20 protein-coding genes are annotated in these 23,343 nt (G+C 67.2%); 2 read left to right on the top strand and 18 right to left on the bottom strand.

Annotated elements, in window-relative coordinates; translation table 11 throughout:
• The first annotated feature begins 16 nt into the window (after positions 1 to 16).
• On the top strand, positions 17 to 688 hold the full coding sequence (locus BLS75_RS05000; protein ID WP_011061129.1) for a DUF3313 domain-containing protein: 672 nt from the start codon (positions 17 to 19) through the stop codon (positions 686 to 688).
• Between the two features lie 53 nt (positions 689 to 741).
• Here BLS75_RS05000 and BLS75_RS04995 read toward each other — a convergent pair whose 3' ends face one another.
• The 18 genes from BLS75_RS04995 to BLS75_RS04910 form a co-directional block, all read right to left on the bottom strand.
• Positions 742 to 1,719 (bottom strand): DUF3829 domain-containing protein, encoded by a 978-nt coding sequence (locus BLS75_RS04995; RefSeq protein WP_072450512.1) that lies wholly within the window; start codon positions 1,717 to 1,719, stop codon positions 742 to 744.
• Entirely contained in the window at positions 1,716 to 3,353 is a 1,638-nt protein-coding gene (locus tag BLS75_RS04990; RefSeq protein ID WP_072450510.1) for a J domain-containing protein, read from the bottom strand. Before BLS75_RS04990 ends, BLS75_RS04995 begins: the two co-directional genes overlap by 4 nt.
• A gap of 125 nt (positions 3,354 to 3,478) precedes the next feature.
• Complete coding sequence (locus tag BLS75_RS04985; protein WP_072450508.1) at positions 3,479 to 5,986, bottom strand: fused MFS/spermidine synthase; 2,508 nt, start codon at positions 5,984 to 5,986, stop codon at positions 3,479 to 3,481.
• Positions 5,987 to 6,256: 270 nt separating this feature from the next.
• The gene (locus tag BLS75_RS04980) at positions 6,257 to 7,843 is read right to left on the bottom strand and encodes an arylsulfatase (protein WP_072450506.1); all 1,587 of its coding nucleotides are present in this window, start codon (positions 7,841 to 7,843) and stop codon (positions 6,257 to 6,259) included.
• An 89-nt stretch (positions 7,844 to 7,932) separates the two neighbouring features.
• Complete coding sequence (locus BLS75_RS04975; RefSeq protein WP_072450504.1) at positions 7,933 to 8,958, bottom strand: HAD family hydrolase; 1,026 nt, start codon at positions 8,956 to 8,958, stop codon at positions 7,933 to 7,935.
• Complete coding sequence (locus tag BLS75_RS04970; RefSeq protein ID WP_072450502.1) at positions 8,955 to 10,283, bottom strand: BatD family protein; 1,329 nt, start codon at positions 10,281 to 10,283, stop codon at positions 8,955 to 8,957. The genes BLS75_RS04975 and BLS75_RS04970 overlap by 4 nt, the downstream gene beginning before the upstream one ends.
• Positions 10,280 to 11,872, bottom strand: coding sequence for a VWA domain-containing protein (locus BLS75_RS04965; protein WP_072450500.1), 1,593 nt, complete (start codon positions 11,870 to 11,872; stop codon positions 10,280 to 10,282). Before BLS75_RS04965 ends, BLS75_RS04970 begins: the two co-directional genes overlap by 4 nt.
• A gap of 1 nt (position 11,873) precedes the next feature.
• Positions 11,874 to 12,872, bottom strand: coding sequence for a vWA domain-containing protein (locus BLS75_RS04960; protein WP_072450499.1), 999 nt, complete (start codon positions 12,870 to 12,872; stop codon positions 11,874 to 11,876).
• Positions 12,859 to 13,437: a DUF4381 domain-containing protein gene (locus BLS75_RS04955; protein ID WP_072450497.1), complete on the bottom strand. Its 579-nt coding sequence runs from the start codon at positions 13,435 to 13,437 to the stop codon at positions 12,859 to 12,861. Before BLS75_RS04955 ends, BLS75_RS04960 begins: the two co-directional genes overlap by 14 nt.
• Positions 13,434 to 14,384: a DUF58 domain-containing protein gene (locus tag BLS75_RS04950; protein ID WP_072450495.1), complete on the bottom strand. Its 951-nt coding sequence runs from the start codon at positions 14,382 to 14,384 to the stop codon at positions 13,434 to 13,436. The genes BLS75_RS04955 and BLS75_RS04950 overlap by 4 nt, the downstream gene beginning before the upstream one ends.
• A gap of 11 nt (positions 14,385 to 14,395) precedes the next feature.
• Complete coding sequence (locus tag BLS75_RS04945; RefSeq protein ID WP_072441949.1) at positions 14,396 to 15,376, bottom strand: AAA family ATPase; 981 nt, start codon at positions 15,374 to 15,376, stop codon at positions 14,396 to 14,398.
• 23 nt (positions 15,377 to 15,399) lie between these two features.
• Positions 15,400 to 15,984, bottom strand: coding sequence for a hypothetical protein (locus tag BLS75_RS32350; RefSeq protein WP_072450494.1), 585 nt, complete (start codon positions 15,982 to 15,984; stop codon positions 15,400 to 15,402).
• Positions 15,981 to 16,754: a DUF2092 domain-containing protein gene (locus BLS75_RS04935; protein WP_072450492.1), complete on the bottom strand. Its 774-nt coding sequence runs from the start codon at positions 16,752 to 16,754 to the stop codon at positions 15,981 to 15,983. Before BLS75_RS04935 ends, BLS75_RS32350 begins: the two co-directional genes overlap by 4 nt.
• Before the next feature lie 12 nt (positions 16,755 to 16,766).
• Entirely contained in the window at positions 16,767 to 17,807 is a 1,041-nt protein-coding gene (locus BLS75_RS04930; RefSeq protein WP_072450490.1) for a transporter family protein, read from the bottom strand.
• A gap of 10 nt (positions 17,808 to 17,817) precedes the next feature.
• Positions 17,818 to 18,771: a SphA family protein gene (locus tag BLS75_RS04925; RefSeq protein WP_072450488.1), complete on the bottom strand. Its 954-nt coding sequence runs from the start codon at positions 18,769 to 18,771 to the stop codon at positions 17,818 to 17,820.
• Positions 18,772 to 18,783: 12 nt separating this feature from the next.
• Entirely contained in the window at positions 18,784 to 20,181 is a 1,398-nt protein-coding gene (locus BLS75_RS04920) for a DUF1254 domain-containing protein (RefSeq protein ID WP_239690649.1), read from the bottom strand.
• A 56-nt stretch (positions 20,182 to 20,237) separates the two neighbouring features.
• On the bottom strand, positions 20,238 to 21,695 hold the full coding sequence (locus tag BLS75_RS04915) for a DUF1254 domain-containing protein (protein ID WP_011061144.1): 1,458 nt from the start codon (positions 21,693 to 21,695) through the stop codon (positions 20,238 to 20,240).
• A 9-nt stretch (positions 21,696 to 21,704) separates the two neighbouring features.
• On the bottom strand, positions 21,705 to 22,496 hold the full coding sequence (locus tag BLS75_RS04910; RefSeq protein ID WP_065363978.1) for a hypothetical protein: 792 nt from the start codon (positions 22,494 to 22,496) through the stop codon (positions 21,705 to 21,707).
• A 398-nt stretch (positions 22,497 to 22,894) separates the two neighbouring features.
• Between BLS75_RS04910 and BLS75_RS04905 the strand changes: the two genes are divergently transcribed.
• Entirely contained in the window at positions 22,895 to 23,338 is a 444-nt protein-coding gene (locus tag BLS75_RS04905) for an SRPBCC family protein (protein ID WP_072441941.1), read from the top strand.
• Positions 23,339 to 23,343: the final 5 nt, after the last annotated feature.

Here is a 23,343-nt window from a genome sequence, read left to right as displayed (position 1 = left end):
CCTACAGGAGTTACACATGAAGCTTGCTCTGACCCTCAGCACGCTGTGCCTTGCCACCCTCGGGATGGTGGGCTGTTCCAGCAAAGTGCCCCAGCCTGACGAGTACTCCGGGTTTCTCAGCGACTACAGCCAGCTCAAGGAAGCCAAGTCGCCCTCCGGCGTGGAGGTGATGCGCTGGATCGATCCCAAGCTCAAGCTGAGCAACTACAGCAGCGTGTACATCGAACCGACCCAGTTCTACCCGCAGCCGCAGCCGACGGCGAAGATCCCCCAGAGCACCCTGACCGCCATCACCCGTTACTACGACCAGGCACTGCAGCGCGAGGTGAGCAAATCCCTGCCACTGGCCACCGGCCCGGGCCCGGGAGTGATCGTGGTGCGCGCGGCGATTACCGCAGTCACCAGCAAGACCGAGGGCCTGAAGCCCTATGAAATCATTCCCGTGGCCCTGGTGGCGGCGGCGGTGAGCACCGCCAGTGGCATCCGCGACCAGGAAACCACCCTGGCCACCGAGGCGGCGTTCCTGGATGGCAGCACCCACGCGGTGATTGCCGAAGTGGTCCGCAAAGGCACCGGCAAGCCCCTGGAAAACGACACCCAGGTGATGCAGGCCAGCGACGTGAAGAACGTCATCGACGGCTGGGCCTATGACATGCACCAGTCCTACCTGCAACTGAAGAAAAAGTGACCGACCGTTGATGGCCGCGGCATCTTGAAAGGTGCCGCGGCCATCGTTCGGTTTCAGTACTGGCTGCGCGCCAGTTTGTTGTAGTGGTAGAGCATCTGGTCGTAACCCTGGGTCACTGCGTGGTAGTCGTCGCTCAGGCGTTGCGGCTCGGCATGTTGCTGCCAGTCGCGGTGCAGGGTGTCCAGCGCCTTGAGGTACTGTTCGCCGGGCTGGGCGATCAGTTGCCAGAGGTACAGCACCTGCTCGGTGTTCTTGTCCGGCTGGCCTGTTTTCAGGTACTGCTGCCGAGCGTCCCAGGTCTGGCGCAACTGCCGGGTGACCTGCGTCAGTTGGTCCGGGGTCAGGCTTTGCTGGCGTACGCCTGCCTCGACAAACTCCACAGTGCTGCGGGCCTGGATCATGTAATCGAGCAATGCCCAGTGGGCATTGCGCCCCAGGCGTTGCTCCAGGCGCAGCAGTTGCTGGCTGCGCGGTTCGATATCCAGGGCCGGGAGCAGCCGGCGCACGGCATTGGAAGCTTCCAGGTAAGCCTCGCTCTGTTGCGCCAGTTGGCGGGCAAACTCATCCAGTTGCGCCTCGGTCAGGGGCCGCCCGATGCCCATTTTGCGCATGAAGGAATCCTTGGTCAGGGCCGCGAAGGGCCCGAGCACTTGCAGATAGCGCACGGTGGCGGGGAGCAAAGGGCTGTCCGGGGCCAGGACCTGCAATTTATCGGTGATCCTGCCGGGGCAGTTGAGGCGGTACAGCGCGTCGATGTCCTGGTGGCTGTAGGCATACAGGTCGTAGGCTTCGGGCGCCTTGGCCCGGGGCGCACCCTCGGCCATGAAGGCCTGGTGGGCCAGGCGCCAGGGTACATCCACCTGGTTCATGCAATTGACGATCGGTGCCAGGGCATTGGCCTGGGCGGTGCTCGGGCTGTCCTGGTGGTCCAGCCACAGGTCGAGGCGCCCCAGGGGCTTGCTGGCCCCGGCCAGGCCGACCAGCGTCAACCCCAGAACCAGGCCGATGGGCAGCAACCAATTGGGGTTCATGGCTGCCCCTCCTGGCCGTACCACTGGCGGGCGGTGGCCGGGGCCGCGCAGCCCTCGGCATTGGCGGGCATGCGCGCGCACAGGCGTTCGCTCCATTGCTGCAGGCCCTGGTTGGGGTTGAGCGCGCGCTGGCTGGTGAACAGCTGGAGGCTGCCCAGGCCTGCCACCAGCACCATGCAGCCCAGGCCGATCAACAGCCGCCGGCGCCAGGGAGCGGGTTTTTCCCAGGAAGCCTGGGCCTTGAGTTCGCGGCGCCGCAGGCTCGCCACCCCCAGCAGCACGGCCAGGTAAGTGGCGGCGCTGACCGGGCCGCAGAAATATCCCAGGGCACTGCTGACCAGCAGGGCCGGCAGCAGGTCGCGCAGGACCAGCACCTCACGGTCCGGGTCGAGCCAGTGCGGCAGGCGTGCGCCGAGTGCCTGGTCGCGTGCCCAGAGGCGGTGAGCCAGAGGCTGCCAGAGCCACCCCAGCAGGGCCCCGGCGCCGGCAAAACAGGTGCTCCAGAACAGCGTCACGCCGATGATTTCCCCCAGGCTGCCGGCTTGCGGCGCATAGCGGGCCACGGCCCCCGCCAGGCAGGCGAGGACAATGCCCAGGTACATGGGCCAGGCGTTGAAGGCGAACTCCCAGTCGCGCCAGAAGAACGGCGTGCCGCCGGGCATGCCGGCCGATACCTCGGGGTGATTGGCGTGCAGCCGCGAGCTCAGTTGGCGGCAGCAGGCCCAGTCATCGGGGCGCAGGCGCCGGGCGAAGTTGCGCCGGCGGGTGAAGCTGATGGGCGCCAGCAGCAGGTAGGCGGCGCGCTGTTGCGGGCTGGCCGGCGCCTGGGTGGCCAGGGCCTGCTGGCGGGCAATGAATACCGGTGCTTCGTCACGGGCTTTGAGGCGCTCCCATTCCAGCGCCGGACAGGCGTTGTCCGCACCGTTGTGCCAGCCCTGGCCGGCACACACCGCGGCGAACCCCGGGCTGGACCAGTAGGGGCTGTTGAGCAGCAGCTCCACCAGTTGCAGGTTGAACCACTGGCCCTGGTCCAGGCTGTTCAGCCAGGGCTGCTGCTGGCGTTGCGCGTAGGCCTGGAGCAGAGCCTGGTCGTCGCGCTGGGCCAGAGCGTCCTGAAGGGGCTGCAAGAGCTTTTCCTGGCACTGTTCCAGCAATGCATCGATCAGGTACTCCGGCAGTTCCAGGCGCTGCCAGGCGCTGAGCCAGTGGAACGTGGCAAAGGCCCAGGCCAGCAGCTGTTGCGAGTGGTCCGGGCGTTCCACGCAGTGGCGCAACAGGCCCAGCTCGAACTCCAGCAGGCAGTCGCTCTGGATCGCCTGCTGATAGCGCAGGTCCAGTTGTTCGATGCGGATGCCCTCCAGCAAGGGGGCGACTCGCTGCGCCGGCGACAGCGGCTTTGGGCCCTGCGGCGCCTGCCCGGCCAGCGGCACCGGGTCTTCGTCCGGGTGTGGATCCTGCTCCTGCATGCCCAACCACCGGGCTTGCTCCAGCGCCGATTCATAGGCTTCGCGCAGACGCTGGAACGCCACCGGGTCTTCATCCGGGCGGGTCTGCTTGAGCAGCCTGGCGTAGTGGCGTTTGATGGTGCGGGTATCGGCGGTGGCCGGCAGGCCGAGCAGGGTCCAGCAACTCATTGGGCGGTACGACTCCATGAAAGACCGCCGCGCCCGGGCAGTGGCGCGCTGAAACTGCGCACCCTACCGGTTTCCTGAAAAAAAGTCCCAGGCCGCATGCAACGGCCCGGGATGGGCGCTTCAGCTCACTGGCCGACGAACCAGCGGTAGTAGGGGTTGCCGCCATCCACCTGGAGCAGTTCGCGGATCTCCCGGGCCCAGGCTTCGCGGTCGCCCTCATAGGCGTGCAGGCTGGCGCGGTAGAACTGCATCAGGTTGCGGCTTTCCTGGTTCATCCGCTGGCGAAACTCGGGGCTGACATTCACCAGCACCGGTGGATGGCGCAGGTTCAGCAGTTCCGGCAGAACCCGGTTGATCTCCCGTGGCCGCACCCAGGGTGCGTACTCGATGCGCGGCCGGTCATCGGTGACCGCCGGGGCATCGCCGGCAAAGCGCTGCAGGCCGTCGCGGTCGCTGACCCAGGTGGCCAGCAGCGCCTGGGCGGAATTGACCCCGACTTCCCCCAGGGCGCTGCGCACGCTGTCCTGGGCAAAGCGCCGCTCGATCCTGGCCGCGTCCAGCTCGATGGGGTCCGGGGAACCCACCAGCAGCATCTCGTGGAACTCGCTGGTCCACAGGGTGGCGTAGGGGAAGACCTCGAGGAAGCTCTGCACCAGGGCGCGGGAGTCTTCGGTGTTCTGGGTCGGCAGGGGCAGCCACTGGGCCACCAGGCCCTGGGTGTTGAGGCGCCGCGCGGCCAGTTGGTAGAAGTCCCGGGAGTACAGGTTGACCACCCCGGCAGCGGAGGGCGGCGGCGGTTCCAGGGTGATCAGGTCATAGTTCTGCGGGCTGCGCAGCAGTGCCTGGCGCCCGTCCTGCAGGCGGATCTGAATGCCCGGGTCGCTGGCGGCATTGAAGTTGCCCTGGAACAGCGGCGCGGCGTCCAGTACCGCCGGTAGCAATTCCGCCACCACCCGCTGTTCCAGCCCCGGGTAGCGCAGCAGGGCCCCGGCGGTGATCCCGGTGCCGAAGCCGATCACCAGCGCCGAGCGCGGCTCGCCGTTGTGGATCAGCAGCGGCAGCAGGGCCTGGATGCGCATGTAGCGCAGTGACGGCATGGCATCGCCGGTGTTCGACACGCCCTGGATATACAGGCGATGGAAGCGCCGCTCGGGCTGGCCCTGGGTCACCACCGCCACCGTGGCGCCGCGGCCTTCCTGGTAGAAACTCAGTTCGGCGTGGCGGGCCCCGGGCAGGAGTTGCGCCAGGCGCTGGGGCGGGGTCAGCAGGGCCACGGCCAGGGACAGCAGCCCCAGGGCAACCACCCCCTGGCGCCGGCCCTTGTTCACCCCGGGGCCCTGGCGCACGGCAAGCAGGCCCACCAGCGCTGCGATCAGCGCCAGCAGCCCCAGGGTGCGCACCAGCCCCAGCCAGGGGATCAGCACGAAGCCGCACAGGGCCACGCCAATGATCCCGCCCAGGGTGTTGCAGGCCAGCACGGCGCCAACGTCGCGGCCCACTGCGCGGCCGTCACAGCACAGGCGCAGGGCCAGGGGGAAGGCCGCCCCCAGCAGCAGGGTGGGCACGAACACGATGCACAGCGCGGCCACGGCAAAGCGCCCGCTCATGCCCAGCAGCGGGCTGCCCCCCAGGCTGAGGATGAGGGCTTCGACCTGGGTCTGGGCGAGGATCAGCCAGCGCCCCAGCAGCGCCATTTCCAGCAGGGCCAGCAGCCCGGCACCGGTAATCAGCAGGCCGAACAGGCCCCAGGGGTCACGTACCCGGTCGGCCCGCGGGGCCATCAGGCTACTGCCCAGGAACAGCCCGCCCAGGTAGGTGGCCAGCACTACGGCAAAGGCGTAGGTGCGGGTGCTCATGAACGGCACGATGGACTGCGACCAGACCACCTCGTAGCCCAGGGCCACGCCGCCGGCGAGGCTGTACAGCAGCAGGGCCAGGCGTGCCGGTCGCGGGTTGCGGGCCAGCTTTGCCGGCGCGCTGGCGGGCAGGACCTGCTGTTGTTGCAGGGCCAGGGCACCGAGGGCCGCCAGCAGGTTCAGCAGCGCGGCGGCCAGGGCGCTGCCGCGCACGCCGAGGGTGGCAATCAGCACAAAGGCGCTGAGCAGGGTGCCGGCAATTGCCCCGGCGGTGTTGGCTGCGTACAGCCTGCCACCGGCGCGGCCCAGTTGCCCCGGGTCGGCCGCCAGGGCTCGCACCAGCACCGGCAGGGTGCCGCCCATCAGCACCGCCGGGGCGCCCACCAGCAGCAGTGGCAGGCCCCAGGCCAGCAGGCCCAGGTGCAGGGCCAGTTCAGCGAAGGGTGCGGCGGCGCCGGCCAGGGCCAGGGTCGCGCCCACGGCCGTCAGCGCCACCAGCAATTCCAGCAGCGCGTACAGGCGCCAGGGATTGGCCACCCGGTCGGCCAGGCGGCCGAACAGCCAGCCGCCCAGGGCCAGCCCGGCGAAGAAGGCGCTGATACCAGTGGTGATGGCATAGACCTCGACCCCCACCACCAGGGACAGTTGCTTGATCCACAGCACCTGGAAGATCAGCGCCGCAGCGCCGGAGACAAATAACAGCAGTGCCGGACACCACTGCGCGCGGGTATCGAGGCCGTGGCTGGCAAGGTGTGGCCGCGAGAGGGGAGAACTCATGTTCCATGGCCTTATGCAGAAATCGAAATGCCCTACGGATGGGCAGGTGCCGGAGTCCCGGCGAATGCGGACTCAAGCGTAGTACAAGACTGGCGGACGTCTTCGTCGGCAAGCCGACTCCTACAGGGAATATGCGTACCCGCCCGTAGGAGCTGGCTTGCCAGCGAAGGCGTTGGCGAGGATGACGCAGGGCTTGCGGGCCTCTTCGTCGGCAAGCCGACGCCTGCTGTGTGGGGGGAGAGGCCGCCCGGTGGGCCGGGCGGCGTCGGGTCATTGGGCCGGTTGAGCCTTCATTTTCTCGGCGATCTTGGCATCCACCGCGGCGCGGATCTGGTCGATGCTGAAGCTCGCCGGTTTCTGGCTCGGTGGGTATTCGATGAAGGTCTCGAGGAACTTCGCCGACTTGGTCACCGCGACCCCGGCCAGGTAGACATTCTTGGTGTTCCAGTCATAGAACTGGTCGGACACCACGTCCGCCCGCTCGTAGGGGTCCATCCGCAAGTTGAGGATCTTCGGCACCCGCAGGCATACGAACGGCTCGCTCCAGACCCTGAACCCGCCGGGCTGGCGCTGCTCGCAGAACACCACTTTCCAGTTGTCGAAGCGCATCGACACCAGCACCCCGTCATCGTTGAAGTAGTAGAACTCGTGGCGTTCCCCCTTGGGCTGCTGGCCGGTCAGGTAGGGCAACTGGTTGAAGCCGTCCAGGTGCACCTTGAAGCTGGCGCCACCGGTGGTGGGGGCCCAGCCCTTGAGCAGCTTGTCCTTGACCCCGCTGTCGCCGGCCGCCGCCAGCAGGGTGGGGAACCAGTCGAGCCCCGAGAACATCTCGTTGGAGACTTCCCCGGCCTTGACCTTGCCCGGCCAGCGAACCATCGCCGGCACCCGGTAGGCGCCTTCCCAGTTGGAGTTCTTCTCGTTGCGAAATGGCGTGGTCGCCGCATCCGGCCAGGAGAACTGGTTGGGCCCGTTGTCGGTGGTGTAGACGACGATGGTGTTGTCGGCGATCTTCAGGTCGTCGAGGGTCTTGAGCAGTTTGCCCACATCGTTGTCGTGCTCGACCATGCCGTCGGCGTATTCGTTGCCGGGCATGCCGCTCTGGCCCGCCATGGACTCGCGCACATGGGTGAACACGTGCATGCGCGTGGTGTTCATCCAGACGAAGAACGGCTTGTCGGCCTTGGCCTGCTTCTCGATGAAGGCCTGGGCGGCGGCGGTGGTTTCGTCGTCGATGGTCTCCATGCGTTTCTTGGTCAGGGCGCCGGTGTCCTCGATCTTGCCGTCGGCAAAACTGTGGATCACCCCGCGTGGCGAGTTGGCCTTGACGAAGTCCGGGTCGTCCTTGGGCCAGTAGGGGCGCTCGGGCTCCTCTTCGGCGTTGAGGTGGTAGAGGTTGCCGAAGAACTCGTCGAAACCGTGGGCGGTGGGCAGGTACTCATCCCGGTCGCCCAGGTGGTTCTTGCCGAACTGGCCGGTGGCGTAGCCCTGGGACTTCAGCGCCTGGGCGATGGTGATGTCGCGTTTTTGCAGGCCCACCGGGGCCCCGGGGATGCCCACCTTGGACAGCCCGGTGCGTAGCGGCGTCTGCCCGGTAATAAAGGAAGAGCGCCCGGCGGTGCAGCTGTTCTCCGCGTAGTAGTCGGTGAACAGCATGCCTTCCTTGGCGATGCGGTCGATGTTCGGTGTCTTGTAGCCGACCACGCCCATGGAATAGGCGCTGATATTGGTCTGGCCGATATCGTCGCCGAAGATCACCAGGATATTGGGTTTCTCTGCCGCCCCGGCAGTTGCCGAGAGCGCCATCACCGCGGTCGCCACCAGGGCGGCCTTGGGTAGCCACTTGCGTATGCGAGTCATCTGACTTGCTCCTTTTTCGGGTTCGCTCGCCTGGGGCGAGCCACGTTGAGTGCTGTCCTGCCTTGCGTCTGTTGTTGCTTCTCCTGTGGTCATTGCGCTTGCTCGGGTGCCAGGGGCTCGAAGGGGTAGATCCGCCGCCATTCGGCGGCCATGTCCACCAGCGTCCAGCCGTGCTGCTGTGCTTGATCCAGGGCCTGGTCCAGGCGCCCGACCTGGGACTTGCGGTCGTAGGCCCACTCGCGCGCTGCGTCGGTGTGGTGCACCAGGGCCATGAACCGCTTGCCACTGCCGGCGGCGGTCCACTGCAGCATCTGCAGGTCGCCGTCGGAGTTGCCGAAAGCCAGCAGCGGGCGCCGGCCGATGATCCCGTCGATGCTTTCCGGCTTGCCCGGGCCGTCGTCGTTGTGGGCCAGCTTGGCGGTGCGCAGGATCGAAGGCTGGCCGTCCTGGAACTGCCACTGGGTGACGAAGTTGCTGCCGATCACCTGTTCCGGCGGGATGCCGTAGGCGCTTTCGGCGAAGGCGCGCATGAAGGCGGTGTCGCCGCCGGAGACGATGTAGGTCTTGAAATCCTGGCTGCGCAGGTAGTCGAGCATTTCCAGCATGGGCTGGTAGATCATCTGGTTGAACGGCCGCCCGGTCTTCGGGTGGCGGGCCTCGGCCAGCCAGCGCCGGGCATTGTCGATAAAGGCTTCGCTGCTGATGCCGGTATGGGTGGCGCCGATGATCTGCAGCAGGCCGTGCATGCCGCTGGCGGCCAGGGCCTGGTGATCACCTTCGAGCACGGCCTGGAACGGCTGGCGGGTCTTCCACTCGGGGTGCTGGGGCGCCAGGCGCTTGATTTCGTCGAAGGCGAACAGCACCTCGAAATAGGCCGGCTGCTCGCTCCACAGGGTGCCGTCGTTGTCGAACACGGCAATGCGCTCGGTGGGTTTCACGTAGTCCGGGCCGCCCTGGGTGGTCACCGCCTGGACGAAGGCGAGAATGCCCTGCTTGCTCGGGCCGTCCTTCCACGAGGGCAAGGGGTCGCTGTTGGCCAGGGCCAGCAGCGGGGCGGCCAGCAACAGCAGCAGGAGGGGCAGGTGGCGCACGCGCCAGGGGGCTGGAAGTGTCATGGGAAATCCTTCTCGTGACGGGGGTTGAGGGGGCGCAGGCCGTGGCCTTGAGGAGGGGCTTGCGGCGTACCTTCGGCGTGCAGCGCCGGCAGCGCCTGGCGCAGTTGCTCCAGCGCCGCACCGGCGTGGGGCGCCGGGCCATAGCAGGCCTGCAGCAGGGCGCGCAGGCGCGGGCCCTGGCTGGCCAGATCGAGGCGGCCGCTGCTGCGCCGACACCACAGGTACAGGGCACCCAATTGCGGCGGCTGCTGCTTGAGCTGGCCCGGCACCTGTTCCCAGGCCCAGGCGGCGGAGTGCTCCCAGGCAGCCTGGCGGGCGGCCCGCCAGTGTTGCCAGGCCTGCTGCCCGCGTTGCCACCAGGGGCGGCCCAGGTACAGAGCCAACATGCTCAGCGCCAGCAGCAGGGCCAGGCCGACCAGGTACTGGGAAATGCGCCAGGGGTTTTGCCGGCCCAGGGCCTGGAGATCGTCGCGGATGGAAAACACCGGTTGATAGCGGCTGGCGGCCGTGGCCTCGAAACTCAAGGCCGGCAACTCGCTGACCTGGGCCCGATGCGCCTGGCTGTTCCACCATTTGATCCGCAGCGCCGGCAGTTGGTAGTGCCCGGGGCGCTGGACTCTGTAACTCAGGCGATCGATGCGCTGGCCACCGCTGATATGCCCGCGACCGTCATCCAGGTTGCTGATGCGGGGGGCCACCGGGTAGGCCTCCAGGCCGACCACGGCGGCCGTTTGCGGCGGCGGCAGGGACAACCCCGGCGGGCCGTCGGCCTGCAGGGTCAATTCGCGGACCAGGGTGTCGCCCACCGCCGCTGGTGTCGTGGACAAGCGCAGGGTCTGGGTCAGGCGCAGATCATCGGCCACCAGCACCGTTTCCCCCGGGGCGAAGCCCGGCGGCTGGCTGGCGCTGAAGGCCAGGGGCGGGGTCTGCGCCGACTGTTCGGCGCTGGCCTGGGCCGGGGTGGCGCGCACCACCAGGGGCGGGATCTGGAACGAGCGGGCCTGTTGCGGGGTGATCCGGTAGCGGTAGCGCATGCCGAAGAACGGCTGCCCGTCGAGGGTCTGGTTCAAGTGCTCGGCTTCGCCGTCGGGTGCCAGCACCAGGGCCCCGGGCAGTTGCAGCTCCGGCAGGGTCGCGGCCTGGGTGAACCAGGTATTGGTCAGCACATCGACCTGCAACTGCAGGGTTTGCCCGACCATCACCGAGGTATCGGGCTGCAACTGGGCCTGCACCCGCAACTGCGGCTCTGCCGCCAGCGCCTGCCAGCCCCAGAGCATCAACCCAAGCGCCACTGCCCACAGACCTCTCAACGCTACAGGGTTCATGGCGTCACCTGCGGCGTGGTGTTGTCGAGATCCTGCAGGCTGAACTTCTGCCGCAGGAACGCCGCCGGGGAGGTGCTGAGGTTCTGCAGCCAAAGCTCGTCGCTGGCGGCCTGCTGGGTCTCGACCTTCTTGCTCTGGCCCTTGCCCGCAGGCTTGTCAAACTTGATGGCATCGGGCTTGACCTCGGGGGCGTTCTGCTGCGCGCTCTCGGTGTCTTTTTTCAGCGCCTGGGCCAGGGCCAGGTTGGCGCGGGCCTCGGCAAACCGGGGCTGCAACTTCAGGGCTTGCTGATAGGCGGCGATGGCCTCGTCGAACTTGAAGCGCCGCACATGGATATTGCCCAGGTAGAAATACGCCGCGGCGCTGTCCAGGCGGGCGAAGCTGGCCAGGGCCAGGTCGAAGTCCGCCGCTTTATAAGCCGCGATGCCTTTCCAGTAGGGGTCGGTGAACAGCGCGGCGGCGGCCGGGTAGTGGCCGTGTTCGAAGGCCCAGCGGCCTTGCTGGTCGGCGCTGAAGAAGGCGTCGGCCAAGGTATTGGCCCGGGCCGTCGGCGCTTGCAGGCTCAAGCCCAGGCCCAGCAGCAGGGCACCCAGCCAGTTCAGGCTCCAGCCGCGGCGCACGCAGCAGAACGCCAACAGCAGCAGTGGCCAGCACAGCCAGTAGCCGGCGTCTTTCCATTGCAGTTGCCGGTCGGGGGCGCTGGCCGCGGTGAAATGCTGCTGGGCATGCAACTGCACCCAGTCCAGGTCGTCGTCATTCAGGGTCAGGCTGCCCAGGGGCGCGTCGCTGGCGGCGGCCAGTTGCTTGAGCGCGGCGCTGTCGAAACGCCCCAGTTGCGGGCGGCCGTCACTGTCGGTGAGCGGCTGGCCGCTGGCGTCGCGGATGATCCCGCCGTCGCTGCTGCCGGCCGCGAGGATCAGTACCTGCAAGGGGCTGCCGGCCAGTTGCTGTTTGATCGCCGCCAATTGCGAGGTGTCGGCGCCGTCGCTGATCAGCAGCAGGCTGCCGGGGCTGTGCTCGGCCTGGAGCAGGCGCTGGGCTTGCCGGATCACCCCCAGCACATCCTTGCCCGGGCGCTGGATCAGCTCGCTGCCCAGCGCCTGGATGAAGCTGTCGAGCAAGGCCGGGTCGTCGCTGGCCGGCAGTACCAGGTGGGCGCTGCCGGCGTAGGCGATCAGCCCGGTGCGGGCGCCACGGCGTTGCTGCACCAGTTGCTGCAGCTTGTGCTTGGCGGCCTCCAGGCGGCTGGGCGGCAGGTCGCTGGCGTTCATCGAGGGGGACAGGTCGAGGGCGATGATCAGCGGTGCGCGGTTGTGCAGGAAATCCGGGCGGTCCTGTTCCCAGGTGGGGCCGGCAGCGGCCAGGGCGCCCAGCACCAGCAGCGCGCTGAGCAGATGCACCGGCCGCAGGCGCTGGGAGTCCTGCGGGGTGACCAGCAGGTGCGTCAGCAGGTGTGGGGCAATGGTGCCCCGCAGGCGGGCCTGCAGGTCATGCCGGCGCTGCCAGAGCCAGGGCAGCAAGGCCCCGGGAATGATCAGCAGCAGCCACAGTGGGCGCAGCAGGTGCAGGTCGCTGAGGTTGATCTGCATTTCAGGCCTCCTGCGGCGGGCGAACCCGGCTCGGGCGCAGGCGCGGCGCCAGCCAGGCCAGCAGGTGATACAGCACCAGCAGGCCCAGGGCCGCGCCCAGGGGCCAATGGAACAAATCGCGCTTGGGCTGGTGGCGCAGGGTCTGCACTTGATGGGGGGTGAGGCGGTCGAGGGTGGCGTAGACCTGGTCCAGGGCGCTGCGGTCCTCGGCGCGGAAGTAGCGGCCACCGGTGGTCCGGGCGATCTGCTCCAGGGCCGACAGGTCGACCTTGGCTTCACCTTCGGCGCTGGGGTCCCCGATGCCGATGGTATGGATCACTACGCCTCTGGCTGCGGCCATGGCGGCGGCGTGTTGTGGGGTGATGGCGCTGCTGGTGTCGTTGCCGTCGGTGAGCAGGATCAGCACTTTTTCTGGTTCATTGGCCTGTTCCAGCAGCTTGAGCGCCAGGCCGATGGCGTCGCCAATCGCGGTGTTGGGCCCGGCCATGCCGATCCCGCTGTCTTCGAGCAACAGGCTCAGGCTGGCGTGGTCCAGGGTCAGGGGCGCCTGGGCAAAGGCGCCGCTGCCGAACACGATCAGCCCCAGGCGATCGTCCTTGCGCCGCTGGATAAAGCCCTGGACCACTTCTTTCACTGCGCTCAGACGGTCGATCCGCTGGCCGTTGGCGTCGTTGAAATCCTGGGTCTGCATCGATTGCGAGAGGTCGATGGCGAGCATCAGGTCGCGTACCGGCCGCTGCTGTTCGAGGGGAGGCTCGACCCACACTGGCCGCGCCACCGCCAGCACCAGCAGGGCCCAGACCAGCAGGTTGAGCAGCAACTGCCCGCGGTTGCGGCGGCTGCCGGACGGTTGCGGCGCCTGGCCGACCGCGCGGCTCATGGCGGCGAAGAACGGTACCCGCACCGCGCTGCGGGCCTCGCGGTAGACGGGCAGCCAGCGGTAGCCGAACCAGGGCAGCGGCAGCAGGAGCAACAGCCAGGGAGAGTCAAGCTGCCACATGATGCTGCTCCACCCAGGTGCGGCACTGCTCGAACAGCTGTTGTTGCTGGGCGGGCGACAGGGCCTGCAATTGCGCCTGGGGGGCGTAGGCCAGCAGGGCCAGTTGCTGGCTGAAATCCTCGGGCAGCGGTAGCGGGCAATGCTGTTGCAGAAAGGCCTGCCAATCCGCCCCTCGCAGCCCCGCCACCCCCCGCGGGCCAGCAGGCGCCGGCTTGCCCGTGAAAGCGCGGGTGGCTGTGGCAACGGCTTCCCCGGCAAGCCGGCGCCCACGGGATGCGTGGGGGGCAGGGGGCATGGACAGGGCCACGCGCTTGAGCAGTTCGGGCAAGGCGCGCAGGGCATGGATGCGCTCGTTGCTGGCTTGCAGCCGGGCCAGTTGCGCCAGCGCTTCGCGCCGATAGGCATCCCGGCGCCAGCGCCAGTAGCGCCGGGCGCCCCAGGCCAGGGCGCCGAGCAGCAGCAGGGCCAGCAGCACGGCCCAGCCCCAGGTCTGCGGCAGGTAGGCGGGCGGTGGTGGCAGGGGCATTTCCTGCAACTGGTCGATGCTGGGGAGGGTCGGGTTCATCGCCGCGGCGCTCCCAGCCTGCCCAGCTCGCTGCGCAGTTGCCCCAGGGCCTCCTGGGCCGTGCTGAACATCATCAGCGGTACCTGGCTGCGGCGCAGCAGGCTGGCCACGTCCTTGAGCCGGCCACTGAGGAAGTCCCCCAGGGGGCGGTGCACCTGGCGCTGCTCCACCGCCAGTTCCACTTGCAGTTGGCCCTGGGTCACCAGCAGCCGGCCGTTGTGCGGCAGTTCCAGGGCCAGGGGGTCGTAGACCTGCAGGGCGATCACGTCGTTGTGCCGGGCCAGTTGGCGCAGGTACTGCAGGGTGCGCGAGCTGGTGCCGGCGAAGTCGCTGACGATACAGACCAGGTGGTCGTGGGCGGCGAGGTTCAGGCATTGCTGCAGCACCCGGTCCAACTGCGCGTCGCCCTCATGGTCGGGGTTGCCGGCGTGCAGTTGCTGGTTGTGCTGGACGATCCGGCTGCACAGGGCTTCCACGCGCTTGCGGCTACGCAGCGGGGCGAGGCTGTCGATGCCCTGGTCGTTGAACACCAGGCCGCCGACCCGGTCACCGGCCTGGAACACCATCCACGCCGCCAGCGCCGCCAGTTCTGCGGCCAGGGCCGACTTGAAGGCCCGCCGCGAGCCGAAGAACATCGACATGCGCTGGTCCACCAGGATCAGTGCCGGGCGGTCGCGCTCTTCGGTGAAGGTACGCACCACCGCCTTGCCGGTGCGCAAGGTGGCGCGCCAGTCCAGGTGACGCAGATCGTCGCCGGGCTGGTAGCGGCGCAGTTCGTCGAAGTTCAGGCCGCGCCCGCGCAGGCGCGAGGCGTGGTTGCCGGCGAGGATGCTGGCTTGTGGCTGGCGGGCGACAAAGCTCAGGGAACGGGCCTGGAACTCCAGGGCCATCAGCTGGCTCAGGGCGACATAGACCTGCCCGTCGGCTTCGTGCAGTGGCGTTGCCATGGCGGTTCTCCTCAGGCCGGGATGGCCACGCTGTCCAGCAGCAGGTCCAGCACCTGGTCGGCGCCGACGCCGTCGGCCACCGCGTCGTAGCTCAGTTGCAGGCGGTGGCGCAGCACCGGGTGCAGCACCCTGCGCACGTTGTCCGGGCTGACGAAATCCTCGCCCTGCAGCCAGGCATCGGCGCGGGCGCAGCGATCCAGGCCGATGCCGCCCCGGGGGCTGGCGCCGATGGCGATCCAGCGCCCCAGGTCCGGGTGATAGTCGGCGGGGTGGCGGGTGGCGTTGACCAGGTCGATCAGGTAGCGGTCGATGGCCGGGGCCACGGCCACCGCGCCGACTTCGCGGCGGGCATCGAAGATTACCTGCTGGGACAAGGCAAAGCCCGGCACCCCGGGCGTGGCGCTGCCCAGGGCCTGTTCCTCGGCGCGCAGCAGGCGCAGCACCTGGCTTTCGTCCTCGGGCTGGGGGTAGTCCAGCAGCACCTTCATCAGGAAGCGGTCCATCTGCGCTTCCGGCAGGGGGTAGGTGCCTTCCTGCTCGATGGGGTTCTGGGTCGCCAGGACGATGAACAGCTCGGGCAGGGCATGGCTGGTGCCGGCCACGGTGATCTGCCGTTCCTCCATGGCTTCCAGCAGCGCTGCCTGGACCTTGGCCGGAGCGCGGTTGATCTCGTCCGCCAGGATCAGGTTGCCGAACAGCGGCCCGGGCTGGAAGCGGATCTGGTTCTGCCCCTGTTCCTGGTGCAGCACTTCGGCGCCGGTGATGTCCGAGGGCAGCAGGTCGGGGGTGAACTGGATGCGCCGCATGCTGGCCTCCAGGTGCCGGGCCAGGGCCTTGACCGTACGGGTCTTGGCCAGCCCGGGCAGGCTTTCCAGCAGCAGGTGGCCGTTGCCTAGCAGGCCGATGACGATCTGCCGGATCACCGCTTCCTGGCCCAGCACCGCTTCGCTGATGCTGGCTTGCAGGGCCTGTATATCGTTACGTGCGCTCATGCTCGGTTCCTTGTGCATAGCCATTACCAGGGGGCCGCCACGACCACGTAGCGCAGGCTGCCGCCGATGTATTGCGGCTGGTACCAGGTGTTGCCGCAGTGTTGGTAGGCCACGCCGCTGGCCACCACCGAAACGCAGTCCGGCGGCACGTTGTCGACCTGGGTGCCGATGGCGAATGCCGCGGCGGTGGTGGCGCCGACCACCGCCGCTGCGGCCCAGGGGTGGTACCAGTCGTCGCCGTGATCGGGTGGTGGTGGCGGTGGCCCGGGCGGCCCCGGATAAGGCTGGGGCCCTGGCCCTGGATAGGGGTGTGGCTCAGGGCCCGGGCCGGGATAAGGATGCGGGCCGGGCCCTGGTCCCGGCCCGGGATGGGGCTGCGGATAGGGATGGGGCTCGGGATGCGGCCCCGGTTGCGGTGGCTGGGGCATGGGGTGCGGCATCGGCCGCGGCTGGGGCATGGGCCTCGGCGCCGGGCCGCCCCCACCGTGGGGCACGACGAAGGTGCGGGCACCGCCGCCACCGCCGCGCAATTGCCAGGCCTGGGCCGCCGACACTTGCAGCAGGCCAAGGGTCAGGACGCTGCACAGCAACCAGTGATTGCGCTTCATGGCTGTACCTTCCCTTGTGCTGCGCTGCGCTCCAGGCGCCGCAATGGCACCTGCGTGGCGCCGGCCGGGGGCTTGAAGGCGAAGCTTGCGGCACTTGGCGCCGGCTTGAGTTGCCAGCGGTAGTCGACACTGTGGCGCGGCTGCTCGGGGCTGTCGCGGCGGCTGATGACCAGGCGGCAGGGCAAGGGCCGGGGCCCTTCGCGCAGCCACAGCTGCCAGTCGATGTCGCTCTGGCGGAAGGCGTAGTGGGCGCAACGCTGGTCGCCCAGGGTCTCGCTGGCGATGTACAGCGCCGACGTCAGGCCGACCTTCTGCGCGGTGTCGGCGTCCCAGCGGAACAGGTCCGCCAGGGGCAGTTCGATGCCGTAGCTGTCGCTCAGGCGCTGTACCAGAGCGTCGATGCTGGCGGGCGCCGGGGCTCGGGCATAGTAGGGGCCGCGGCTGTCGTAGAGGGTGAAGGCTTCGCCGTCGTAGTACAGGCTGCGCCGCGCGCCCTGGCTTTCGACACTGACCCGCAGCCTGTCGGGCCGCTGGGCCAGCAGTTCGGTGTGGTGGCGAAATTCCACGGCCTGGCCGCTTTCCAGCAACTGGTCGGTGACGCTGTCGGCCTGGATCGCGAACTCGCGCAGGCTGCGCAGGTAGCTGCCCATCTGCTGCAGGGCGCCGAGGGCACGAGGTTCCAGCTCATCGGCGGCGTGCAGCGGGGCACCGGCCCAGAGCAGGCCGAGCAGGGCGGCCAGCACAGCAGAGAATCGGGCACGGTCGGACATGGCGGGCTCCGTTCAGAACATGAAAGTGGGAATGACCGGGATAAAGGACAGGCGAAAATTCCAGCGGCTGCCGATCTGGTCGTCGGGGTGGATCGCCGAGTACTGGACTTCGCCGGAGATCCTCACCGGCAACTTGCCGACGTTGAAAATGCGCCCGGCACCCAGGCCGATGGGGAAGGTCACCTTGTTACCGCCGTCGGCCTTCCAGTTGACGGTGACATTGGGGGTCATGCCGATCCGCCATTGGGCCGGCCCCGGCAGGGCGCGCTGGATGAAGTACTGGATGTTGCTCAGGCTGACGTCCTTGCGCCGTCCGTCGCCGGCCACCGACCACCAGTGCTGGGGAAACACCCCCAGGGTCCAGTCCGGGCCCAGGTAGGCGGCGACGAAGGCCGGGCCCAGGGAGTACTTGCCGGTGCCCAGCACGTCCTGCTCGGCGGTGGGAAACATCGCCGTCGGCCCCACGCCCCAGACCAGCTTGCCGCCGCCGGCAAAGCGCAGTGGCTCCTTGGGGGAGAACACCCCCACGTAGGCCAGGTCGCCGAAGCCGCTGGTGCGCTGGAAGGGGGCCTCGATCAGCGCTGGAAAGTCCCGGTCGCTCAGCACTTCATAGGGGCTCAGGCCCACCAGGTTGCCGGCCTTGCGGTTGACCGGGGCGCTGACATAGCTGATGGGCAGGCGGTTGATCAGGTTCCAGTCTTCCCCCAGGGAGATCGGGAAGGTGGGCATGAAGCTGTATTTGCCCAGGTAGCGCGTGCCGTTGCTATGGGGGCCCTTGAGGGCGGTGTAGTCGAACTGGTTGAACAGCAGCACCAGGTTGCCCACCGGGTTGTCCATCAGTTTGGCGATCTGCTCGGTGGAGGGTTCGCAGCCGGCCTTGACCACTTGCTTGAGGTCGATATCGAAGTTTTCCTGCAACTGCCGGCAGGTCTCGGGATCGCCCTTGGCCGCCGGGCGCTTGCCGTCTTCCCCCAGGGCTGGCAGTTCGCTGGCAAGGGCGGCGAGGCTGCCCAGCAGGGTGGAGCACAGGGCCAACTGGCAAGCGATACGCATTGGCGTGCTCCTAGAAAAAGGCCAGGGTCAGGTTGACGCTGACGCCGTTGCCCTCGGGGCGATTCTTGGTGTCGAACTCGGGGATCCAGCGCGCGCTGATGTTGGCCTGGGCATCGGCGAACTTGCCGCTCCAGCCCAGGGTCGGCCCGGCGCCCACGGAGCGCCCGCGATAGCCGTTGAGTTTGTCTGCGGTGTGGCCCTGGTCGTCGCTGATCTGCTGGATGTAACCGACCACCAGCCCGGCGTTCCAGCCGCTGCCGAAGCCGTGGGTCCACAAGCCATCGAGGCGCAGGATGTCGCCGTTGCGGTAGTCGGCGGCGTCGTTGCGGGTGTAGAACTCCAGGGCGCCCATCAGGCTGAATTCGCCGCCCTTGCCGTCCAGATGGGTGAAGGCGATGGTCGGCATGAAGGTGTAGTTGTTCTGCCCGGGGTTGGCCAGGCGGTTGTCGTTGTAGGCCCCGGTGGGCACGTAGATCGGCAACGACAGGGCGATATGGTCGCGCTCGTTGATGTGGTAACCGGCGGCGATCGGCGTGACCAGCAGGTCGGCGAACTGGGTGCCGCTGTCCTGGGTGCCCACCGTGCGCCCGCGGGGGCCGGTGAGGCTGGCCTGGATGTCGGTGTACTGCACCGGCACGCCGATGGCCGAGGCGTAGTTCCAGCGGCCCTTGCCGGTGTCCCAGACCCGGGTGAAGTTGCCCATGGTGTAGGACACCTTCATTTTCAGCCCCGAGCTGAGATCGCCGATGATCGGCACCTGGCCGCTGCCCTTGAGCTCGCCGTCGTAGTAGATGCTGGTCAGGGACATCACCCAGCCCGGTTCCGGGGGGATGATCCCGGCATTGGAGTAGATCTGCTGGCCGGTGATGGGCCGGCCGACCCCGCCTTCGGCGGCATGCAGCAAGGGGCTGGCCGCCAGCAGGCAAAGGGCCAGGGATGAACGCAGGGGCGAAGGGCTGGGCATGACGGGCTCCGCTTATTGTTGTTCAGGGGCGACCGGCGTCAGCGGCGGCATCTTCCACTGGCCGTTGCTGACGTCGGGTTTGGGCAGGTAGATCCGCAGCACCCCGTAGAAGGGGCCGTCGGGGGCCGGCAGCCAGTTGCTTTGCAGCTCCTTGGCCGGCGGCTGGTGCTGCACATGGAGGGTCAGGCCGCCGTCGGCGTCGGTTTTCAGCGAGGGCAGCATGCGTGAGTTGATCAGGTAGCGTTGCAGCGGGTTGGCCACCAGCAGCTTGCTCTTGCCGTCGTACATCGTCAGCGACCAGAAAGCATTGGCCGGGGGCAACTGGCCCTTGGCGAAGTGCAGGCGGTAGCGGTGCTGGCCGGCGTTGAGCGGTTGGCCCTGGTCATCGACGAAGTAGCCGATATAGCTGGCCTCTTCGGCGGAGTTGCCGAAGATCCCCATGTTGGCCCCGGCGTAGCGGTACAGGTAGTTGTCCTGCAGGTGCTGGCGGCTGCCGAACAGGTCGCCACTGGTGATCTTGTGGGTATCGACCTGTTCTTTCTTGAAGGCGGCGAATTCGGCCTTGCCGTCGCTGATGCCGTCTTCCAGGGCCTGCTTTTGCGCGCTGCCCAGCTCTTTGAGGGGGAAGGGCTGGCCGGGAATGATGCCGATACTGGCCAGGCGTGCCAGCAGGTCCTTTTCCTCGGGCTGGGGCTGGGCGAAGGCCAGCATGAAGTTCAGGTAGCCGAACAGTTCCGGGCTGTCGCTCATGGTGGCGGTGGGCGGGGGCCAGTGGATCGCTGCCGGTGCCGGGGGCGGCGGCCGGCCGAGGAACTGGCTCAGCGCCTGGACCTGGTAGCTCTGCTGGATCTTCTGCACCTGCTCCAGGTCTTTTTCATCGAACAATTGGGTGCGGTACAGGGCGTAGACGATGTTGCTTTCACTGTGCAGCACCTTGTCGATACCGGCTGGCGTGGGGCCTTGCCAGTCAGGCCCGGCGATCAGGTAGTGGCCGCCCTGGTTGCCGGTGCTGCGGGTGCCCAGGTAGTCGAAGTTCTGGGTGTAGAGGTCGATCAACTGCACCGAGTAGTAGCGCTGGGCATCGATGGCCGGCAGGCTCAGTACCTGGGGTTCGGCCCGCAGGTCGAGCCAGGCGAAGGAGTAGGGGGTGTCCGAGTTGGGGGTGACGAAGGCCGTGTCCTTGGGGCTGAAGACCTGGGCGATACCGCCGATGCGGTTGAACGGTGCCTTGAAGTTGGGCCCCCCCTGATCCACGGCCTGGGTGTAGAGGGTCTTGTACATCTCCACCACCGGAAAGCCGTAGAGGTAGGCCTGCTTGGCGATACCCCGGGCCTGCTCCGCGGTCGCGCTGAAGGCGCCCAGGGACGGGCCGCTGAGGGCCAGCGTCAAGACCCCGAGCAAGCTGGGCATCACAGCCTTGATGATCATCGTTCGAATCCTTGCGCCAAAGTCAGGGGGGGCAGGCGTTACTGCACCAGAGTGATGTCATCGAGTTTCCAGCGCTTGTCGAAGTAGGCCTCGGTGGGGGCGTAGAGCCGGAAGTAGCTGAACCAGTGCTTGCCCGGCAGGGTCTGCACCCAGTTGCTTTCCAGGCCCTTGGGGGCGCTGGGGCCGAAATACAGGTCCAGGGAGCCGTCGGGGTTTTTCTTCAGGTCCTGGCGCGAGGACAGATCGGCCTTGCGCTGCGGGTTGTCGATCAGGCAGCGGCTGGCACTGTCGTAGACGGTCAGCGACCAGAACTGCCTGGCCGGCGGGTTGCTGCCCAGGTGCAGGCGATAGTGCTTGCCGCCGTCCAGCCACTGGCCGTTGTGGTCGGTGTAGGCGCCGAGGTAGGTCTGGCCCAGGCCCGGGGTCTTGGACACCATGCCCTTGGTGTTGGTGACCGCTTCGTAGAACCAGGCGCTGCGTTCCCACAACTGGTCGTAATAGGCCACGCGCTGGGACGGGTCGGCGATGTTCAGCACCTTGTCCCATTGCCGGTCTGGCCAGTACTGGGCATCGGCGAAGCGCTTGGCGAAGGTATTGGCCTGGGCGATCAGCTCACCCATGCGCGCGCCCTGTTCCAGGGCCTGGCGCTGGTGCTCGTTGGGGTTGAAGGGCTTGTCCTTCTCGATGCCGAGGCTGGCGAGCATGGCCATGTAGAAGCGGTCGCGCTCGTTGACCGGCTCCTGCTGGATGATCTGGTGCAGGCGCTCCCAGTAGGCCATGCCCCGCGGCTGGGTGCCGGACCAGGGCTTGCCGCCGGGGGACAGCAGGCGGGTCGCCGGCGGCGTCGCGCGCTGGGCGTAGGGGTACATCTTGAATTGCTGCACCAGCGCCTTGCCCTTGGCCGGGTCCGGGTCGAGCACGCGAAAGCCCACCAGCACGTTCATGGTTTGCGACTTGGCCAGGTAGTACTGGTCGGCGTCGGAAGGTTCCGGATGGCCCGGCGGCAGCACCAGGTACTTGCCGCCCTTGCCCTGGTCCGGGCCGGTCTGGCCCATGTCGGTGATCGCCCGTTGCCAGAAGTCGCCGACTCCACCGGCGGTGGGGCCGGGGGGCAGCTCGACGACCATCGGCCCGGTCTGGTTGAGGTCGACAAAACCCAGGATGTAGGGCGTGGTGGCGTTGGCGGTGATCACCCCGAGCTTGTCTTCGTAGCTTTCCAGGACCATCAGGTCGCCATTGCCGGCGTGCAGCTTGTCGCGAAATTCCCCCTGCCACTGGGCGTAGGACACCAGCGGCAGGGCCCACAGGTAGCTTTGCGTGGCCTGCTGGAAGTCCAGCTCGGCAAACAGCCCGGCAATGGCGGCCCGGGCCGGCAGTTCGCCATCCATCTTGATCGCCGTCAGGCGGCTGTTCTGCGGCTCGGGCTGGGCGCCGACCCCGCAACTGGCGGCCAGGAGCAACAGGCTGAAACCGGCAGTGCGCAGTAGTGGCTGCATGGCGCGTCCTTATTTTCCGAAAGTGACATTGATCCCGGCGAACAGGGTGAACTGGGGCAAGCCGTCGCCTTTGCGCTCCACGGTCCACTGCGGCTCGACGAAGGCGTTGAGAATGTTGTCACCGGCTTTCCAGGCCTTGCCCACCCCCAGGCCAATGGGGATGTAGTGGGTGTTGTTCTTCAGGTCGAAGGTCCAGGTGCCGGTGGAGCGCAGGTACCAGCCCCGGGGCAGGTTGTGGATGATGAAGGGCTGCAGGGTGGCGCTTTCGACATGGGCGCGGTCATGGTCGCCGGCAAATGAACTCTGGTACTGCACCAGGGCCCCCAGCAGGCCCCGGGGCGAGGCATCGATGGCCACTGCGGCCAGCCCGGCTTGCCATTTGCCGGTGCCCAGTTCGTCCTGTTCGGCAGTGGGTGCGGTGATCTGCGGGCCGATGCCCAGCTGCACGCCGTCGGTCTTGAGCAGAAAGATATCGAACAGGTTGAGGTCGCCGATGCCGGTGCTGTAGCCGTGGTGCGGATCGGGGCGGGTACTGACCGGCAGGGTGGCACGCAGCAATTGGGGGACGCCGATGAAATCCGAGGGGGCGATGGGCAGGGTGCCCCGCAGCAGGGTGTCGTTGGTGTGGGCATTGCTGTCGTACAGGCGCGGGGTGTAGTAATCCTGCAGGTTGAGGCCGGGTGCAAGGTTCAGCGGGTTGTTGCTTTTGTTGGCGGTTTCCGCGTTGTCGGCCAGGGCCGGCAGCGATGAGCTCAGGGCGACTACGGCCCAGACGGCGGGCGCAAAAAATGCTCTGGACATGCAGGTTCAATCCTTTTGCGAACGGTCACCGAGCGGCACTTCTTGAGCCGTGGGTCAACTGATAGTGTTTCTCTCTAATACCCGTAGGAATTGTCTGATGACGCTAGCAGCTAACTTTCGCTTAGCCAGTCGAAAGGATTAATTCGTTGGTTTTTGTGCACAGGATCACTGCCGGGCTGTGGACAGGCAGTGCGTGGCGGGCGGCCCTTTGAAGGTGAGCGCTGGCGAATCTCTCTTAAAGTGCTTTGTGATCATTTCAATGTAATTTGTATGGTTATAGTGATTAATTTTTTATGTGTATAAAAATTATTAAAAACAATAACTTATTTGTTTTTAATGAAGTGGTTTGTAGGTTTGTGTGGGTGCCTTCTCAACAGAATCAGCAAGGATGAACCAGAATGCCCGTGGTCGAACGCACGACTTTCCTGGCCGGATACAGCCCGCAGCAGGTGCTGGATTTCTGCCTCGAAGGCGCCAACTTTCCGAAGATTTTCCCCGAGCGTGTCACGCCCTTGGGGGGCCTCGATATCAATGACCTGCGCATCAGTGTCGGGCGTCAGTTCAGCTTCCTGCACTGGATGTTCGGTGTCATACCGGCGAAATGGACGGTGGTTATACGTGAGGTCGGCGATCGGCATTTTGTCGACGAGATGCTCAAGGGGCCGCTGCGGGCCTTTCGTCATGAGCACCGGGTCGAGGCCGCCGAAGGGGGCACCCTGTACACCGATCGGGTGACCTACAGGGCCATCGGTGGTGCACCTTTGGAGTGGTTGATGGTCAACGCCTACATGGCGCGGATTTTCGATGCCCGGCACCGCAACATGCTGCGGTTGCTCGGTTGATTGAC

Source organism: Pseudomonas sp. NFPP12, from assembly GCF_900103205.1.
Classification (GTDB): Bacteria; Pseudomonadota; Gammaproteobacteria; order Pseudomonadales; family Pseudomonadaceae; genus Aquipseudomonas; species Aquipseudomonas protegens.
The sequence above is the reverse complement of the archived record's forward strand: the minus strand, read 5'-3'. Positions and strand labels throughout refer to the sequence as shown.